The sequence below is a fragment of the Curvibacter sp. GW821-FHT01G03 genome (assembly GCF_059422285.1).
The window spans coordinates 138616-156835 of the sequence record NZ_JBWKWP010000002.1 but is presented as its reverse complement, the minus strand read 5'-3'; the positions used below and the strand labels follow the sequence as shown (position 1 = coordinate 156835).

General features: G+C 68.2%; 10 protein-coding genes. 3 read left to right on the top strand and 7 right to left on the bottom strand.

Features of this window, described 5'->3' with window-relative positions:
* Nucleotides 1-12: 12 nt before the first annotated feature.
* From paaA to AC07VS_RS02865, 4 genes are read right to left on the bottom strand one after another with little or no spacing between them, the layout of a single operon-like run.
* Nucleotides 13-1023 (bottom strand): 1,2-phenylacetyl-CoA epoxidase subunit PaaA, encoded by a 1011-nt coding sequence (paaA, locus tag AC07VS_RS02880; RefSeq protein ID WP_492346766.1) that lies wholly within the window; start codon nt 1021-1023, stop codon nt 13-15.
* 28 nt (nt 1024-1051) lie between these two features.
* Nucleotides 1052-2368 (bottom strand): phenylacetate--CoA ligase PaaK, encoded by a 1317-nt coding sequence (gene paaK / locus AC07VS_RS02875; protein WP_494750193.1) that lies wholly within the window; start codon nt 2366-2368, stop codon nt 1052-1054.
* A gap of 19 nt (nt 2369-2387) precedes the next feature.
* Entirely contained in the window at nt 2388-2825 is a 438-nt protein-coding gene (gene paaI / locus AC07VS_RS02870) for a hydroxyphenylacetyl-CoA thioesterase PaaI (protein WP_019575059.1), read from the bottom strand.
* Nucleotides 2826-2832: 7 nt separating this feature from the next.
* Complete coding sequence (locus AC07VS_RS02865; RefSeq protein WP_494750192.1) at nt 2833-3636, bottom strand: enoyl-CoA hydratase-related protein; 804 nt, start codon at nt 3634-3636, stop codon at nt 2833-2835.
* A 195-nt stretch (nt 3637-3831) separates the two neighbouring features.
* Between AC07VS_RS02865 and AC07VS_RS02860 the strand changes: the two genes are divergently transcribed.
* Entirely contained in the window at nt 3832-4452 is a 621-nt protein-coding gene (locus tag AC07VS_RS02860) for a phenylacetic acid degradation protein PaaY (protein WP_492346763.1), read from the top strand.
* A 287-nt stretch (nt 4453-4739) separates the two neighbouring features.
* Nucleotides 4740-6107 (top strand): MFS transporter, encoded by a 1368-nt coding sequence (locus tag AC07VS_RS02855; protein ID WP_494750191.1) that lies wholly within the window; start codon nt 4740-4742, stop codon nt 6105-6107.
* Nucleotides 6108-6116: 9 nt separating this feature from the next.
* Here AC07VS_RS02855 and AC07VS_RS02850 read toward each other — a convergent pair whose 3' ends face one another.
* Nucleotides 6117-7250 (bottom strand): LysR family transcriptional regulator, encoded by a 1134-nt coding sequence (locus tag AC07VS_RS02850; protein ID WP_494750190.1) that lies wholly within the window; start codon nt 7248-7250, stop codon nt 6117-6119.
* Between the two features lie 215 nt (nt 7251-7465).
* On the opposite strand from AC07VS_RS02850, the gene AC07VS_RS02845 reads away from it, so the two are divergent.
* Nucleotides 7466-9670, top strand: coding sequence for a virginiamycin B lyase family protein (locus AC07VS_RS02845; protein ID WP_494750189.1), 2205 nt, complete (start codon nt 7466-7468; stop codon nt 9668-9670).
* Between the two features lie 38 nt (nt 9671-9708).
* On the opposite strand, the gene pbpC is transcribed toward AC07VS_RS02845, so the two are convergent.
* Both pbpC and AC07VS_RS02835 read right to left on the bottom strand, forming a co-directional pair.
* The gene (gene pbpC / locus AC07VS_RS02840; RefSeq protein ID WP_494750188.1) at nt 9709-12054 is read right to left on the bottom strand and encodes a penicillin-binding protein 1C; all 2346 of its coding nucleotides are present in this window, start codon (nt 12052-12054) and stop codon (nt 9709-9711) included.
* On the bottom strand, nt 12051-18035 hold the full coding sequence (locus AC07VS_RS02835) for an alpha-2-macroglobulin family protein (protein ID WP_494750187.1): 5985 nt from the start codon (nt 18033-18035) through the stop codon (nt 12051-12053). Before AC07VS_RS02835 ends, pbpC begins: the two co-directional genes overlap by 4 nt.
* Nucleotides 18036-18220 lie beyond the last annotated feature (185 nt).

Genomic DNA, 18220 nt, shown 5'->3' with positions numbered 1-18220 from the left:
GTCTTGCTTGAATCAGGCAGCCTGTTGCTGCGGGGTGTGCTTGGCGGCGTGTGCGAGGGCAGCTTCGCGCACCCAGGCACCGTCTTCCCAGGCCTTGACGCGGGCGCCCAGGCGCTCCTGGTTGCAGGGGCCGTCACCGCCCACCACACGCCAGAACTCGCTCCAGTCGATGGTGCCGAAGTCGTAGTGCTGGCGGGCTTCGTTCCACTTCAGGTCGGGGTCGGGCAGGGTCACGCCCAGCACCTTGGCCTGCTCGACGGTGGCGTCGACAAACTTCTGGCGCAGCTCGTCGTTGCTGACGCGTTTGATGCCCCAGCGCATCGACTGCGCGCTGTTGGGTGACTGGTCATCGGGCGGGCCGAACATCATCAGGCAGGGCCACCACCAGCGGTTGACCGAGTCCTGCACCATGGCGCGCTGGGCCTCGGTGCCGTTTTGCATCATGGTCAGCAGGGCGTCGTAGCCCTGACGCTGGTGAAAGCTCTCTTCGCGGCAGATGCGGATCATGGCGCGGGCGTAGGGGGCGAAGGAGCAGCGGCAGATCGGCACCTGGTTCATGATGGCCGCGCCATCGACCAGCCAGCCGATGGTGCCCATGTCGGCCCAGTTCAGCGTCGGGTAGTTGAAGATCGAGCTGTACTTGGCCTTGCCCGTGTGCAGGGCATCCAGCAGTTCGTCGCGCGACACGCCCAGGGTCTCGGCCGCCGCATACAGGTACAGGCCGTGCCCCCCCTCGTCCTGGATCTTGGCCAGCAGGATGGCCTTGCGCTTGAGTGTCGGCGCACGGGTGACCCAGTTGCCCTCGGGCAGCATGCCGACGATCTCGGAGTGAGCGTGCTGGCTGATCTGGCGCACCAGGGTCTTGCGGTAGTGCTCGGGCATCCAGTCTTTGGCCTCGATGAAGTCGCCATCATCGATGCGGGCCTCGAAGCGCTCTTCGAGCAGGGCCTCCTCGGCAGAGCGGACCACTTTGGGCCCGTCACCGGGCTCGCGGGCCATGGTGTCCATTGCTTGGGTGTACATGGTGGAGTTCCTCTTTTTGAAAGTGGCCTCAACGGGGCCGGGTATCGATCACACGCCGGGCCTTGCCGGTGAGCGTGCGTTCGATGGTTTCGGGTTCCTGCACCTGGACGCGGGTCGAGATGCCGACCAGGGTCTTGATGCGGTGCTTGAGCCAGTCGGCGATCTCCTTGAGCTCGACGGCGCTGAGCGGGCCAGCGGCGGGTTGCAGCTCGCAGCGCACCTCGACCTCATCGAGGTTGCCGTCGCGCTTGACCAGGATCTGGTACTGACCCGAGAGCTTGGCGTGCTGCAGCACGATCTCTTCGATCTGGGTCGGGAACACGTTGACGCCACGGATGATCAGCATGTCGTCGCTGCGGCCGACGATCTTGCCCATGCGGCGGAAGGCACGCGAGGTGGGCGGCAGCAGGCGGGTCAGGTCGCGGGTGCGGTAGCGGATGATGGGCAGCGCCTCTTTGCTCAGCGAGGTGAACACCAGTTCACCCTCGGCACCGTCGGGCAGCACCTCGCCGGTCAGCGGGTCGATGATCTCGGGGTAGAAATGGTCTTCCCAGATCACGGGGCCGTCCTTGCTCTCGATGCATTCGCAGGCCACGCCGGGGCCCATGACTTCGGACAGGCCATAGATGTCGACCGCGTCGATGCCGGCCTTGGTCTCGATGTCGCGGCGCATCGCCTCGGTCCAGGGTTCGGCCCCGAAGATACCCACCTTGAGCGAGCTGGCCGCGGCGTCCAGGCCCTGGCGCGCAAACTCTTCGACGATCACCTGCATGTAGCTGGGCGTGACCATGATGATGTCGGGCTTGAAATCGGTGATCAGTTGCACCTGCTTCTCGGTCTGACCACCCGACATCGGGATCACCGTGCAGCCCAGGCGCTCGGCGCCGTAATGAGCGCCCAGGCCGCCCGTGAACAGGCCATAGCCATAGGCCACATGCACCGTGTCCCCCCGGCGGCCGCCGGCCGCACGGATCGAGCGCGCCACCAGGTCAGCCCAGGTGTCGATGTCATTCTTGGTGTAGCCCACCACGGTCGGCTTGCCGGTGGTGCCCGACGACGCGTGAATGCGGGACACCTGCTCACGGGGCACGGCAAACAGGCCGAAGGGGTAGTTGTCGCGCAAATCGGTCTTGACCGTGAAGGGGAACTTGCTCAGGTCACTGAGTTGCTTCAGGTCATCGGGGTGCACGCCCTTGGCATCGAAGGCCTTTTTGTAATGCGGCACGTTGTCGTAGGCGCGCTGCAGCGTGGTGCGCAAGCGGCTCAGTTGCAGGGCAGCGATCTCGTCGCGGCTGGCGGTCTCGATCGGGTCGAGCTCTCCGGGGGCGGGGGTCTTGGCGGTCATGTGGGTCTCTCCTGATACTTCAGCCAGCGACAGCCGGCTTGCCTTTGAGGGTGTAGGAACGCCCGCGGAACACCGCGATGCGCTCACCGTTCTGGTTGCTCACTTCTACGTCGTAGACGCCGGTGCGGCCGGCCTTGGACACCTCGGTGGCTCGGGCCGTCAACACGTCGCCCGCGCGGGCCGGGGCCATGAAGTCGACGCTGAAGCCCGAAGCCACCGTGAGTTCGTTGTATGAATTGCAGGCAAACGCGAAGGTCGAGTCGGCCAGGGTGGAAATGAGCCCGCCGTGACAGGTCTTGTGGCCGTTGAGCATGTCTTCACGTACGGTCATGCTGAGCACGGCGCCACCGGGTGTCACTTCGTGGATCTGCATGCCAAAGCCCAGGGTGACGTTGTCGTTGGCCAGCATGCCCACGCGCACCAGGTCGGCCGTTTGTTGAGGGGTGAGTTCAGACATGGTGGGCTCAACGATCGGTGAAGACGGGGGCGCGGCGCTGGCCAAAGGCGGCCACACCTTCCAGGTAATCGTGGGCAGCGCCCAGCTGGCTTTGCAGGCGGGCCTCCAGGGCCAGTGCGCCATCGAGCGAAAGGCCTTGCGCCTCATCCAGGGCCTGACGGGTGGCCACCAGCGCGCGTGATGGCTGGACAGCCAGGCGCTCGGCCAGGGTCTGGGCCTCAGCGGCCAGAGCCTCATCGTCGACACAGCGCCAGATCAGGCCCATCTGCTCCGCCTCGGGGGCCGGCAGCTTGTCGCCCAGCAGGGTCAAGCCCAAGGCCTTGCCGCGGCCCACCAGGCGCGGCAACAGCCAGGTGCCCCCGGTGTCGGGCACCAGGCCGATCTTGCTGAAGGCCTGAATGAAGCTGGCCGAACGTGCGGCCAGCACCAGGTCGCAGTTCAGTGCCAGGTTGGCACCCGCACCGGCGGCCACGCCATTGACCGCCGCCACCACCGGCACCGGCAGACTGCGCAGGCGCTGCACCAGGGGACGGTAGAAGCGTTCAATCACCTGACCCAGGTCTTTGGGCGCCGCACCGGGCGTGGTGTCGGGGGCCACGCTGGGGTCGACCAGGTCCTGCCCGGCGCAGAAGCCTCGCCCCGCGCCCGTCAGCACCACACAACGCACACTGGCGTCGGCGGCCACTGCATCGAGGGCGGACAGCAACTGGGCATGCATTTCGCCAGTGAAGCTGTTCAGAGCCTGCGGGCGGTTCAGCGTCAGGGTCCGGACCGCACCGCTCTGGTGGGTCAGGATCAGGTCGTCGCTCATCGTGTCTCCTTGGGTGGGGGTGAGCCCCGTCTTGGCGCGGGCGTCCAGTCATTGCTTGCGCTGGCTCAAATCTATGTTTGACCGTCCAGTCGGTCGATAATACTATCGGGACTCTTTCTGATGCAAGTCAAAACCCCCGGTGGAAACCCTAGGCCCTGCCCAGACGAACCGCCCAGATTCCAAGGAGACCCTTTCATGCCCTGCTACGCGATCGACGGTGTTGTCCCTGTCATCCACCCCAGTGCCTATGTGCACCCCACGGCCGTACTGATCGGCGATGTGATCGTGGGCCCCGACTGCTATGTGGGGCCCTGTGCCGCGTTGCGTGGTGACTTCGGGCGCATCGTGTTGCACCGCGGCGCCAACGTCCAGGACACCTGCGTGGTCCATGGCTTTCCCAATCAGGACACTGTCGTCGAGGAAAACGGCCACATCGGCCACGGTGCCGTGCTGCACAGCTGTGTGGTGCGACGCGACGCCCTGGTGGGCATGAACGCGGTGGTGATGGACGAGGCCGAGATCGGCGAACAATCCATCGTGGCGGCCAGTGCCTTCGTGCCGGCTGGCACCAAGGTGCCTGCGCGCACCCTGATGGCAGGTGTGCCAGCCAAGGCCCTGCGCCCCTTGCGTGACGAAGAGATCGCCTGGAAGCTCGAAGGCACGCGCACCTACCAGGCCTTGACCCGCCGCTGCCTGGCCTCGATGGTCGAGGTCAGCCCTCTGACGGAACCCGAGGCCCAGCGCCCTCGCCTGCCGGCCACCGACGTGCACTCGCTGATCGCTACCCGGCGCCAGGAGGCCCCACCGGCTGTCTGATTCAAAGGGGCTTGAGCCCTGCCCTTTCAAGCCCCAGAACGAGCACATACGGTGCCTAGATGCCGATGATCGGCTCAGTGAATACCGTCTAACACTGATCATCAACCGATCATCAAAGTCATCGCCACTCGTCGCCCAACGGCGGCTGACAAGCCCGCGACAGCGGCTTGCAAACACTTACAGACCCGTCTGCACCGCTCCCGTGATGCTAGGCGGCGCCTCGCCCGCACGGCCCCGATGTTGGGCCGGGGGCCGCGCCGCGACGACATCACAACAAGGAGACAAGCATGACCCCTGCCCCCAACCGGCCTCCCTTGACAGGCTCAGCCCCCGCTGCCGAGCTTCCAGCCGCCACAGCGGCCTTCACCCAGGCGGTGTTCCGAAAAATCAATTGGCGACTCATGCCGCTGCTGCTGATCTGCTATGCCGTGGCCTACCTCGACCGCATCAACATCGGCTATGCCCAGTTGCAGATGCGGCAGACCCTCGACTTCAGCGATGCGGTGTACGGCCTGGGCGCCGGCATCTTCTTCATCGGCTACCTGCTGTTCGAGGTGCCCAGCAACCTGATTCTCGAAAAGATCGGCGCCCGCAAGACCCTGCTGCGCATCATGGTGTGCTGGGGCGTGGTGGCCGCGGCCATGGCCTTTGTCAGCACGCCAACCCAGTTCTACGTGGCGCGTTTTCTGCTGGGGGCATTCGAGGCCGGCTTCTTTCCCGGCATCATCCTGTACCTCACCTACTGGTATCCGGCCGACCGCCGCGCACGCATGATCGCGATCTTCATGTGCGCGACCACGCTGGCCGCCCTCAGCGCCGGCCCCTTGAGCGGCGCCATCATGAAATACCTCAACGGACACGGCGGACTGGCTGGCTGGCAATGGCTGTTCCTGGTCGAGGGCCTGCCCGCCGCGGTGCTCGGGGTGGTGGCCTTTGTGGTGCTGCGCGACACACCCGAGCAGGCGCCCTGGCTCAGCGAGGCTGAAAAGCGCTGTGTGCGTGAGGCCATGGCCCGCTCGTCCAGCACCGTGGGCAGCGCCGCGCACGGCTCGCTGCGCCACATGTTGGCCGACCCGCGCATTTACCTGCTGTCGCTCGCCTACACCTGCCTGCTGGCCAGCACCATGGGCCTGACCTTCATGGCCCCCTCGCTGATCCGCTCCTGGGGCGTGCAAGACCTCGTGGAGATCGGTTGGTACACCGGGCTGCCCAACCTGCTGGGCCTGGTCGGCATGATCGTGATCGGCGGGCACAGCGACCGCCACGGCGAAAGGCGCTGGCACTATGCCTTCTGCATCGCGCTGGCCATGCTGGGGGTCGGCCTGAGCACCCTGGTGGAGGGCTCGCCCCTGCTCAAGATGTCGGTGATGGCGGTCAGCTACATCGGCATCGCCGGCGCCACGCCGCTGTTCTTCACCAGCGTGACCGAGTACCTGCCCAAATCAGTGGCCGCTGGCGGCATCGCGCTGATCAGCAGCCTGGGCAACCTGGGCCCGGCCGCCAGCCCCAGTGTGATGGCCTACCTCAACACGCAGTCCGGAGGCATGACCCACAGCCTGTACTTCGTGATCCTGAGTTGGCTGGCCTCGGGGGTGCTGCTGACACTCACCCTGCGCGCACCGGGCGCCAAGGCACCGGTGCCAGCCACGGCCTGACCGAGGCCCTCAGGCCACGCTGTCAGCGCCTTGACACTGGCACGCCGCGCCGCAGCGCAGCTCGTCGGCGACGTGTTCTTCGGGCACGGCCTCCGGCGGAGCCGCAGAAGCGGCAAGCGGCAGCGCTGCGGGTGCAGCAGCCGAGGCGGGTGCGGCGGCCGCCGCCTGGGGCCCAAAACGCTCCAGCGCCCAATCCACCAGCGCGGCCAGGGCCGGCGACTCGGTTTCGTCGCAACGCAGCAGCAGACCCAGCGGCTCCACCCCCAGGTTCAGGCCGGGCAGCACGGCCACCAGGCGCCCTGCCGCCAGGTCATCGGCCACCAGGGCCTGCGGCAGCACCGCAATGCCTGCCCCGTGGAGAGCCAGTGCATGCAGGGCCAGCGCATTGTTGGCCTGCACCACCACACGCGGCGCCAAGGGGGCCTCTACATCGGCATCGGCATCGGCCTCTGTCTCGAAACAGTCTTCGTGCCCACTGAAGGGGCCATCCCAGTCCTCGTCCTCGTCCTCCTGCCAGCAGGCCGGTGCCTCGGACAAGTGCGCGTCATCCCGTTCGTCTTCGCTCAGCTCATCGGAGGTCAGGAAGCCCAGGCATTGATGCCGCACCAGTTCCTCGGCACGCTCGGGGCAGCCCTGGCGTTCCAGATAAACCGGTGAAGCCACCATGCTGAGTACCTGCTCACTCAGAGGTAAGCATTCGATACGCGAATGGTCCAGGGGCTCGCCACGGTGAAAGACCAGATCAAAGTCATCGTCCACCGGATTGGCGGCACGATCGTCCAACACCAGCGACAGCTGTACCTTGGGATAGGCCTGCAGGAAGCCGGCCAGGGCCGGCGCCAGGTCACGGGTGCCGAACAGCACCGGAGCGTGCACGCGCAATGACCCGCTGGCCTGCCGGGCCGTGGCCTGCAAGCCAGCCTCGGCACCCCGAACCATTTCGAGGATGCTGCGGCATTGCTGGTGGTAGGCAGCGCCCGCCGCGGTCAGGCGCTGCCAACGGCCATGGCGCTCGAACAGGGGCGTGCCCAGTTGTTCTTCCAAAGACTGGATCTGTTGGCCGATCAAGGCCGGCTGGAGCTCAAGGGCTCTTGCAGCGGCCGCCATGCTGCCGGTCTCCACCGTGGCAACAAAGACGGCCATGCTCTGAAATCGATCCATGTGTGCAATGCGTCATTTTTTTGTGAGGCGCTGATGGTAGGCGATTTGAGCGGCACAGCCGCGGGCCCCAAGGGACCGTAAACCGGCCTCGGCGACAAGAAAACTTACACACGAGCGGTTTTGAATCTGATTTGTTTCATTTTTTATCATTAAATTGATAAAAAATATCATTTTATAAATCAAATAAAGCCGTCATCATGCTCCCGACCCCGCGCACCACCGCCTTCAGGTCCGTGGTCGCTGACCACATCCGCCCCCTTCCCCACTTTCGCAAGCGCGGCCCCCCCTCGCACGCCCGCACGCTCCGGCACCGGGCTGGCCTGGGCCTGATCGGGATGCTGTGCCTGTGCTCAAGCTGGGCCTCGGCCCAGATCATCGGTCTCACGCGCTATCCCCTGGGGCCCGACACCCTGCCCCGGCAGATCGTTGCGGGGCCCGACGGCCACATGTGGTTCACCCAGGACCAGGCGATGCAGAACAAGACCAGCGTGGTGCAGATGAGCCTCGATGGGGACATCCGCGCCACGCACGAGACCGCGTCCTGGGGCGCCGTTCCGTCCCGGCTCGGTTCAGACGCCGACGGCAACATCTGGGTCACCGTCTGGGACGCCTCCGTGATCCGGGTGGCGCCCGACGGCACGCAGACCGCTTTCATGGCCCCCTCCTCCATCTGGGGGCAGTATGGCGGGGCCAGCGGGATCACGGCAGGCCCCGATGGTCACATGTGGGTGGTGATGCAAGGGGGCGTAGCCCGCATCGCGCCCGATGGCAGCATGACGGCTTACCCCATCGCCAGCAGTTCCTACTTCGGCCTCTATGGATCCATCGTCCTTGGACCGGATGGCCAGTTTTGGATTGCCGATGGCGGCACGGCCCGGATCATCCACCTCGACCCCGACACGGGCAACAGCGTGTCGTACCCCCTGCCCGACCCCTATTCCTACCCCGGCGGGCTCACAATGGGCCCCGACGGGCAGGTGTGGTTCACCGTGCCCGCGGCGCAGCAGATCGGGCGCATCAACCCGGTCGACGGCAGTTCGCAGTTCTTCACCACGCCGACCACCCACCCTCGCTCGATCACTGTGGGCCCGGACGGCAACCTCTGGTACGTGACCGGCAATCCCTACGGGACCAACGTGATCGGCCGCATCACCCCGCTGGGGCGCATCACAGAATACCCCGTGCTCAGGGGCAGCAAGGGTGAGGGCATCACCTTGGGGCCCAACGGCAAGCTGTGGCTCATCGAAAACTTGATCGACCCCGCCACCGGCGGCATCTCCACCAGCAACATCGCCAGCTTTGCCCTGCTGGCCCGGGTGATCGGCCTGGCCACCGGCCCGGGTGGCACGGTCACCCCCGCTTCGCAAGACCTGCACATGGGCACGTCGGCCACGCTGACGATCAACCCCGACCCGGGTTACCTGGTCGACACCGTGGAGGCCGACCGTTGCGGCCCCGTCAGCCTCAGCGACCAGGGCACGGTCAGCACGGCCGTGTTGAGCAGCGACTGCACTGTAAGCGCCCGCTTCACGGCCCCGCAGTGCAGCGCCAGCCCGCCGCGCGGCTTTGCGGGCGACACGGTGAGTCTGCTCTGCCAAGGCCTGCCGGCCGTGGGGCAGTTGGACATCCCCGGCGCCACCTGCGGCGACACCACAGACGGCCAGGCCACCTGCCTGGGCACGATCGGCCAGACCGACGGCAGCGGGAACGCGGGCGACATGATGGGCCATGGCGTCGACCTGCCTTCGCTTTTCTCCCCTTTGGTACCCGCAAGCTGCCTGGCCGTGCCCGACATGGGCTTTGCGAATACCCCGGTGGAACTGGTGTGCAGCGGCTTGCCGCCACAGGCATCACTGACAGTGAACGGTGCCCTCTGTACAGCGCCTGAGCCCGATGGCAGCCTGCGCTGCCAAGGACTGCTGATGGGCGGCGACATTCCCGCCCCAGATGCCGTCACCGCCCTGGTCGAAGGCAGCGAAGCCCGCCAGCCCATCCACTTTCAGACCTTGCCTGGCCCGATCTGCCATGCTGAGCCCAACCCGGCACGCAGCGGCACCCCAATCGACATCCTCTGCAGCGGCGTTCCCGAAGACACCACGGCCACACTCGCCAACGGTCTGTGCCAACTCGACAGCGACGGGCAAGCCCATTGCCAGGGCATGGCCGGGCTGGGGCCTGGTGAACTGGGGCTGAACCCCGCGCTCACGTTTGAACTGAACGGCGCCACGGCGCGAATCGTCACCCCGTTGGCGCTGCTCAGCGACCCGCCTCCCCCCGACGGCGACGGCACGCTGGCCCCTGTGCCGACCCTGGGCACGGCTGGCCTGGGCGGACTGATCACGTTGCTGCTGTTCGGCACCCGTCGCCACAGCCGTCGCGGACAGCGCCGGGCCCAACGCTGAGACGCCAGGCTGAGCCCCTGGGCTGAAGGGCCACGTGCTCATGGCCGCGCAGGCCGCACTGCGTCAGGGTTCGTCCGCAGTCCGGCGCCGCGTACTTCCAGCCGGATCTCATCGAGCACCTGCCCCTGTGCATTGGTGAGTTGCATCCGATGCCGTCCGGGCCAGGGCAACCAGGACCACACCGGGCCCCGCCCAACGGGCTGGTCATCCAGGCGCCAGCGCAGGTCGGCTTCGGCGCCGTCCGCCGATGCGACGGCGGTGGCACGAAAGTTCAGCCGTTGATGGGCCGGCGGAATGTCCGGGTCCAAGGCCACGATGGTGCCCGTGGCCGGCTCGGCAATGCGGGCCTCCAGCACAGGGAGCGCCGCCGCGGGGCTGCGCCGCCGACGCTCGGCGGTCTGCCCAGAGACCGTCGGGTGGCCAGCAGGCCGGTCCACTGCCGAAGGCGCCCGCGCCTGGAACACCGCCTGCTCGGTGCCGGCCAGAAACCATTCGCGGCGTGGCGCCTCCAGCCAGGCCGACGAGCCGCCCCAGACCGCGTCGTCGCGCCCCTCGGCCCGGACCTGGGCAAAACGCACCTCGACCTGCACCAGGCCGGGCGGCGGCTTGGCCGGCAGGCTGGACTGGCGGGCGTGCAGAAAGTTCATCACCTCGGCCCACACCGGCGCGGCGCCGGTGGTGCCGCTGACATCATGCATGGGCTTGCCGCTGGCATTGCCCACCCACACCCCCACGGTGTAGCGCTGCGACCAGCCCACAGCCCAGTTGTCGCGCATGTCCTTGCTGGTGCCGGTCTTGACCGCGCTCCAGAAGCGGGTGGCCAGCACGCTGTCGGTACCGAAGGTGCGGGCCCGGGCGTTGGGATCGCTCAGGATGTCGCCCACCAGCCAGGCCGCCGCGGGGTCCAGCGCGCGGCGCGAGGGCCTGCTGACGGGTGCGACGGGTAAGCCCGGCAGCACAGGCGATGCCAGCTCGCCGGCCTGGCCCGCGTTGGCCAAGGTGCGGTAGGCATTGCTCAGATCCAGCAGGGGCAGTTCCGGGCTGCCCAGGGCCAGGCTGTAGCCGTAGTAATCGCCGCTTTCACGCAGCGGCAGGCCGGCTGCGCGCAATTGGCGGTGCAGCGCATCGGGCGACACCAGGGCCAGCACGCGCACCGCCGGGACGTTGAGCGAGGCGGCCAGCGCGCTGCGCGCCGAGACCCAGCCCTTGAAGTGGTGATCGTAGTTCTGCGGGATGTACAGCCCGCCCGGCGTGGGGATGTAGGCCGGCGAATCATCGAGCAGCGAGGCCGCAGTCAAACGCCGTTCGGCCAGGGCCTGGGCATACAGAAAAGGCTTGAGGGTGGAGCCCACCTGGCGCCGAGCCAGCACACCGTCCACCTCACGGGCCCGGCTCAGCGCCCCCGACGAGCCCACCCAGGCCAGCATCTCGCCACTGGCGTTGTCCAGCACCACCAGGGCGCCGTCTTCGACATGGCGGCCAGCCAACTCGCTCAGATGGCGTTGCAGGGTCTGCACCGCAAAGCGCTGCAAGGGGGCCCGCACGGTGCTGCGCACGCTGGCCAGGCCGCGCCCGCCCGCGGGCAGACGCTTCAGTACCTGGCGCGCCCAGTGCGGGGCCACGCCGCTGCTGCCCTCCAACGCGCGGCGCTGCAAGGCCCCGGCCACCAGCAGGTCAAGGGCCTCGCAATCTGGCTTGTCTGGCTTGAGCGCTGCCTGCACCGCCCCCAACACACCGCAGGCGCGGCGGGCCACCTGGGCCTCGGGCGCATTGGGGGCGCGCACCAACGCCGTGGCGATGGCGGCTTCGCGCAGGTCCAGGCCCTGCGCGGCCTTGCCGAACAGGGTGCGCGACAGGGCGTCGATGCCCACCAACTCGCCCCGAAACGGCAGCAGGTTCAGGTAGGCCTCCAGGATCTGGTCTTTGCGCCAACGCCGCTCCAGCACCTGGGCGGCCACCGTCTGCCCCAACTTCTGCACCACGCTGCGCCCACCGCTGCGCTGCCGCCAATCACCATCGAGCAGGCCGGCCAGTTGCATGGTCACGGTGGAGGCCCCGCGGGTGCGGCCGTGCCACAGCTGCCCCCAGGCGGCCGCCGAAACGGCCGGCCAGTCCACCCCGCTGTGCTCGTAAAAACGCTTGTCTTCGCTGAGCAACAGGGCCGTGCGCAGCGCAGGCGACACATCTTCCAGGGCGATCCAGGGGCCCCGGCGCACCGAGGGGTCGGTGCGCACGGTCTGCAAGGGCTCACCGTCGCGGTCCAGCACCAGCAGGTCGCTGGGGCGATGGCTTTGCCGCACCTCCTCAAAGCTGGGCAAGGCCAGGGCGGCCGTCGTGGTCAGCAGCAAGACCCCGCTCAGGGCCCGGCGCAGCAGGCCCCTCATGGGGTGGGTTCCACCTTCAGCACCTCGTTCGGAGCCTCGCCAAACATCTCGGGCGCGTACAGGGCCTCCACGCGGCTGGGCGGCAGGGCAAAGCGCCCCACGTTGTTCAGGCGCAGCGTGTAGTCCAGCTTGATCGTGCCCTTGGGCAGGTACTCGTAATAGCTGCGGAAGGCCTCGAAGCTGCGCTCTTCAAAGGCCGGCCAGGCATTGCCCTGCCGCCTTTCACCCTGGGTGGCGATCTCGGAATCGCGCCCCAGACCGCTGCCCAGCACGGTGGCCCCAGCGGGCACCGGGTCGCTCAGCACCACCCAGCTCATGTCGGCGCTGGCCGTCACCTCCAGCGTGACCCGCAGCACATCGCCGCGGCTGTAACGGCCTTTGACGGCCTGCTCCAGGGGCGTGACGGTCTTGCGGATCTGGTAGCCGGCGTTGACCGGGGCCTTGAGCGGCACGGCCGCCAGGGCTTGCACCGTGAGCCAGGGCTTGCCGCTGCCCACCTGGCTGACCGCCAGCGCAGCCTGGGCGCCCTTGGTGCCCTCTGCCGGCCAGGGCAGCTCCAGGGTGTTGTTGCGCCAGCCGCCCGGCGCCGCGGGGGCCCCGAAGGCCGTGGTCTGGTGGGGCGCACCGGCGCTGTCAGCAGGCTTGGCCCGTTCGACCCGGGCCCAGTCCACGTTGCCGCTGGCGGGGCCCAGGCTGGCCCGGGTGCTGCCGGTGACCGGAGCGGTCTCGAATCGGGCCGAGAACTTCTCCAGCGCCAGGCCGCCCCACAGATTGGCGGTGGTGGTGCGCCAGGCGCCGTTCTGCTGACGGCCGATGAAGCCGGCGGCCAGACGCCCTAGATCGTCCTTCCAGGCCGGGTCGTCCTGCACGGCCAGCAAGAGCCGGGCAGCGTTCACGTCGCCGTTTTGCATCATCCACCACCAGGCATCGTCGGCCTCCGTGCTGAACACCACCTTGCTGCCCTGGTAGGACAGGCGGGCACGCAACACCTGGCTGGCCTCGGCCAGGCGCTGCTCGCGCTGCGGGATGTCTTTCACGCGACGCAGGATGTTGAACCAATCGATGACGGTGTGGGTGGGCCACTGGTTGGGGGCCACGGTCACGCTGCCCAGCAGCCGTGCCGGGGCCAGGCCGTAGCGCGACAAGGCCTCGATGGCGGCGATCTTGCGCATGTCCAGGTCCTTGCGCGGGCTCCAGAAATCACGGCTGATGCGCCCCTCGACAAAGGCGGTCAGACCGCGGGCCAGGGCGTCGCGCAGCGCGTCGGGCAGCGCAAAGGCGGGGTTCAGCCCGGCGGCCTCATCGGTGGCTGCCAGCAGGTAGGCGCTCAGCACATCGCTGCCACGCTGGGCATCGCCATCGCGCGGCGGAAAGTAGCTGGCCAGGCCGTCGCTGTCGAGGTAGCCAGGCATCTGGGCCAGCACGGTCTGCCACAGGCGGGCATCACGCAGGCCCACGGCCTTGCTGGTCTTCTGCTCCAGGCAGATGAAGGGGTAGTTCGCAAACCAGTCCCGCACACCGGGCAAGCCGTCGGCCAGCCGTGGCTGCAAGGCCAGCTTGAGGCCGCCGCGGCCCGGCAGGGCCCCGGCCGGCAAGGCCACGTCCAGGCTGTAGGGCCCGTCGAGTTGCACCAGGGTGGCCTGGCGCACCGTGAGCGGGGTGACCGGGATCAGGCGCTGGCTGGCCTTCAAGGCGTCTCGGGCGCCGCTGAGGCTGTCCTTGACCTCGATCTCCCACAGCAGGGCCTGGGCGCGGGTCTGGCCCAGTTGTGCAGGGGCCGTCACCGTCCAGGCCACTTCGCGCGCCTCGCCAGGCGGGATGTCCAGGGACTGAGGCGGCGGTGCCAGCAAGGTGGCGCGTGCGCTGACCTGCACCTTCATGGGCTTGGCCGTGGTGTTGCGCAGGGTGAACTGGGCGCGGAACTGGTCGTCCTCACGCACCAGCGGCGGCAGGCCACTGATGATCTGCAGGTCTTGCGTGACGCGGATCGCCGCCTGGCCAGTGCCGAACAGGCCAGCGCCAGCATCGGCCACCGCCACCACCTGGAAGGTGGTGATGGCGTCGTTCAGCGGTACCTTGAGCGTGGCCTGGCCCTGCGCATCGAGCTGCACCCGCGGCTGCCACAGCAGCAGGGTGTCCAGCAGTTCGCGCGTGTTGCTGCGCCCCCCACCGCCGCCCGCCGCCACCGCCTTGCGGCCGTAGTGGCGCCGGCCCACGATCTCCATCTGGGCAGTGGACGTCTCCACCCCCCAGGCGCGACGCTGCAGCATGGCGTCCAGCACGTTCCAGCTGGTGTTGGGCATCAGCTCCAGCAGGGCCTGGTCCACCACGGCCACGGCGACTTCGGCGTTGGCGGCGGGCCGGCCATCCGGCAACGTGGCGCGCAGCGTCACCTGGGCCTGGCCACGCACCCCGTAGCCGGCCTTGTCGGTGCTCACCTTCACATCGATGCGATGGGCCGCCGTGCCCACCCGCAGTTCGGCCAGGCCCAGGCGGAAGGCGGGTTTGCTGAGATCGACCAGGGCCGAAGGGGCCACGTACTCGCGGCCCTCGAACCAGAACGCAGTCCACCACTCGCGCGGGGCCTTGTAGCCCCAGGAGAAAAAGCTGTACCAGGGCACCTCGCGCAGGCGCCCGCGCAGGGCCAGCACGCTCACATAGACATTCGGGCCCCAGCCCGGCTGCACTTTGAGCTGCACCGTCGGGTCCTGCCCATTGAGCTGCACCACCTCGGAGTGCAAGACCCCCTCACGCTCGACCGACACCAGGGCGGTGGCATAGCGGAAGGGCATGCGCACTTGCAAGCGTGCGGTCTCGCCGGGCTGGTAGCTCTTCTTTTCGGGCAGCACATCGATGCGGTCGTGGTTGTCGCCACCAAACCACAACTCGCCCTGGCGCGTGATCCACACCGTGCCGGCGGCCTGGGCCTCGTGGCCCTGGCCGTCCTTGGCGGTCACCACCAGCTCGATCTCGCCCCCCTCGCGCAGCGTGGTCTCGCACAACAGCAGGCCCCGCCCGTCACTGCGCCCACTGCATACCGTGCCCAGCTCCTGGCGGCTGCTCTGGTTGTCATAGGCATAAAAGCCACCCACCATGCGTTTGCGGCTGGTGGTGGTGCGGCGCGCCACGGCACGCACCTCCAGTGGCACATCGGCCTGGGCCCGGCCGGCCGTGTTCAGTGCCAGGGCCTGGAAGCGCAGGGTCTGGCCGCTGGCCACCCAGCCTTCGGTCTTGAGGCCCGGCACCACCGCCGCCGGCCACAGCACCTGCTGGCTGCGCAGGGTCTGCACCTCGCCGTTGGGGTCGGCGTAGCGCGCCTCCAGCAGCAGGTCCTGGGCCTGGCGCGAGGCAGGCAGCTCGGGCAGGGTCAATCGCCCACTGCCCTGGCGATCCAGCAACAGCGGCAGCTTGTCGGCCACCACCCGCTGGTCCTGGGCGGCTTGGGGTTGTTCTTCGTCCGCCTGCTCGCTGGCCACCTGGGGCCCGCGCGGCGGGTTGAAGCTGAAATCGTCGTAATCGGCAAAGGCCGTGGCGTGCGGGCGCACCAGCGCCGACACCCGCACCGGCAACTGGGCCGCCGGCCCGCCCGAAACGTAGCTGATCTGTACCTGTGTGGGCAGGCTGTCCAGGTGGACCAGCGGGCCCTTGCCCACGGGGCCGATCTGGCCTTGCAATACCGGCAGCCGGAACTCTTCCACCCGGAACTGCCCACTTGGCTGACCATTGAGGCTCACGCTGTAGACCCCCAACTTGGCCGCGGGGGGAATGGCGAACTCGCTCTCGGCACTGAAGCCGCCGCTGGCTGTCTGGCGCCAATGCAGCGGCAGGCTGAACTGCTGGCCACTGCCCTCATGGGTGATGACCACGGTGGCCGGCCCCTGGGGGGGCAAGCCCAGGCCCTGGCGGGTCTCCGTGCGCAGGAAATGCTTCATGGCCACGGTCTCGCCGGCCCGCAACAGCATGCGGTCGAACACGGTGTGGGCCCGCACGTCGGCCTTCGCCTCCTGGCTGGTGGGCACATTGAAGCGCCAGGATTCGATGCCCCGGTTCCAGTCGCTCCAGGTAAAGGCCAGGTCTTCCACACCGTCGGGGCCCTTGGCACGGGCGCTGACGAAGTAGGCCTCGCGGTAGTCGGCGTCATCCGACTCTTCGCCGTCCCGGGTGCGGGGGCCGCGTTGTGGACAGGCCGGGGGCTTGGGCGCCAGGTTGCCAAAGTCGATCAGCCCCTGGGCATTGGTGCGGCCCTGGGCCAGCTCACGGCCCGCGCAGTCCGACACCCGCACCAGCGCACCGGCCACCACCGTGCCTTTGTCGAGGGTGGTGACCCAGGCCTGGGCGTTCTCACGCCCCAGCTTGAAATGCACCCCCAGGTTGGTGACCAGGGCAGAGGTGCGCACCACCATGCTGCGCCCAGGCCCATAGCCTTCGGCCAGCAGCTTTTCGCCCAACCGGCGGGACTGGATCTCGACCACGTGGAAGCCCGGGCTCAGCGGAATGCCCACCACCTCGAAGGGGCGCGGATCGGGGCCCTCGGTCTTGGGCAGGTCCAGCGCCTTCACGCCCGCAAGGCCGTCGATCAGCGACAGCATGCGCGACTCGACCTGGCCACGGGTGTCGGGCAAGACCTCTTTGGGCAAGGGGCCCTTCACGTCGCGGGCCGCCCGGCTGCGGGGCACCCAGAAGGCGTCGTAGGCCTGCACCTTGCGGTACCAGGCAATGATGTCAGCGTCGTTCTTCGGCTGCAGATCACGCACCTGGCCCGGGCTCAGGCCCTTCACTTGCAAAGCGGGTTCGACCTGGCGCAGCGTGACCGGCAGCAAGGCCGGGCCGCCGGGCTCGGCGAGGCGCTCGATCACCCCAAACGGGGCGGCAGCAAACTTGGCCAGCGGCGGCATGGCACCGGTGGCCACCGCCAGCGGAAAGGTGGCGGCATTGCTCAGCGGCCGCCCCGAGACATCGGCAAAGCCACCGGGCAGGGTCAATCGGTAATTCTTGCGCTCCGGGAACAGCCCGTTGAAGCTCAGTGAGGTGACCGCGCCGTCGGCGCCGTCCTCGGCCGGGTCCAGGCTGGGGCTCAGGCTGCCGCCGTCGTGCTGCAGACGCACCCCCTCGGCCAGGCGCCGCGGCACCGCCGCATTGAAGCGCAGCGTCATGGGCCGGATCGGCAGGCAGGCGGCCTGCGCGTTTTCGCGCTCACAGCTGAAACTGGCGGTGAAGGCTTCACGCACCTGGTAGCGCCAGCGTTTGCCCTGACTGCTGAGCACCCCCCCCGGGGTGGCCACGCCTTGACCGACGACCAGATCCAGCGTCGAACCGGAGGCCATCTGGCGCGGGCAACGCACCGTGTGGTATCGCAAGGGCTCGGCGGCAGCCGCCTTGCTGAGGCCCAGTGCCTGCAACAAGGCCGTGCGATCCGGCGCGTCCAGCGGCTTCACGGGCATGCGCTCACCCAGGCCTTGCATCTCACAGCTCACCCGGGCCTGCACACTGGCCGCTGTGGCCGGGCCATTGAATTGCAAAAGGAAAAACTGCCCCTCATCGATGGGCGCATAGTTCCCGGGCCGGATGCTCTGCACAAACGGTCCACCCGTGTTGAAGCGGAAGCGGTTGCGCCCACTCAGGGCCACGCCCTTGGGCGAGGTGAAACCGGCCCGGGCCTGCAGCTCACAAGCCACGCCGGGCGGCAGGTCGCGCTCGAAATCAAACGCCCATTCGCGCTCACTGAGCCAGCGTCCGCTGCCCTTGCTGGTGGCGCTGTCGTCACAGACCAGGCTCAGGGGGGCCGACGCAGCCGGGTCACCAAAGGTGACGGCAGGCTCATCAAAGCGCGCCAGCACCTGGCGCACCTGGGCCACCTCGCCCTGGGGTGAAAGCTGGCTGATCTGCAGCGCCTGGGCGCCGCTGGCCAGCAAGGCCATGCCGGCCCACAGCGCAACTCGCGCCTGTCGCAAGGCCTTCTGTATGGGGGATTTCTTGTTCATACGCACCTCCTCGACCGGCTCTGGAGGACAAAAGCATCCCCCCGAGCCAGCTCCGGATCGCATCGTATGAGAAACAGGTGGCCATCGGCCAGTGCATGGATCACGATCCATCCGATCAGGGCCTCAATGCAACAAGCCCCCGCGCTGCGGGGGCTTGTGTTCAAGGGCGTGGGGGCACCCAGGCC

Coding starts and splice junctions, on each gene's coding strand:
- paaA (WP_492346766.1), bottom strand. CDS start 1,023: ATGTACACCCAAGCAATGGACACCATGGCCCGCGAGCCCGGTGACGGG.
- paaK (WP_494750193.1), bottom strand. CDS start 2,368: ATGACCGCCAAGACCCCCGCCCCCGGAGAGCTCGACCCGATCGAGACC.
- paaI (WP_019575059.1), bottom strand. CDS start 2,825: ATGTCTGAACTCACCCCTCAACAAACGGCCGACCTGGTGCGCGTGGGC.
- AC07VS_RS02865 (WP_494750192.1), bottom strand. CDS start 3,636: ATGAGCGACGACCTGATCCTGACCCACCAGAGCGGTGCGGTCCGGACC.
- AC07VS_RS02860 (WP_492346763.1), top strand. CDS start 3,832: ATGCCCTGCTACGCGATCGACGGTGTTGTCCCTGTCATCCACCCCAGT.
- AC07VS_RS02855 (WP_494750191.1), top strand. CDS start 4,740: ATGACCCCTGCCCCCAACCGGCCTCCCTTGACAGGCTCAGCCCCCGCT.
- AC07VS_RS02850 (WP_494750190.1), bottom strand. CDS start 7,250: ATGGCCGTCTTTGTTGCCACGGTGGAGACCGGCAGCATGGCGGCCGCT.
- AC07VS_RS02845 (WP_494750189.1), top strand. CDS start 7,466: ATGCTCCCGACCCCGCGCACCACCGCCTTCAGGTCCGTGGTCGCTGAC.
- pbpC (WP_494750188.1), bottom strand. CDS start 12,054: ATGAGGGGCCTGCTGCGCCGGGCCCTGAGCGGGGTCTTGCTGCTGACC.
- AC07VS_RS02835 (WP_494750187.1), bottom strand. CDS start 18,035: ATGAACAAGAAATCCCCCATACAGAAGGCCTTGCGACAGGCGCGAGTT.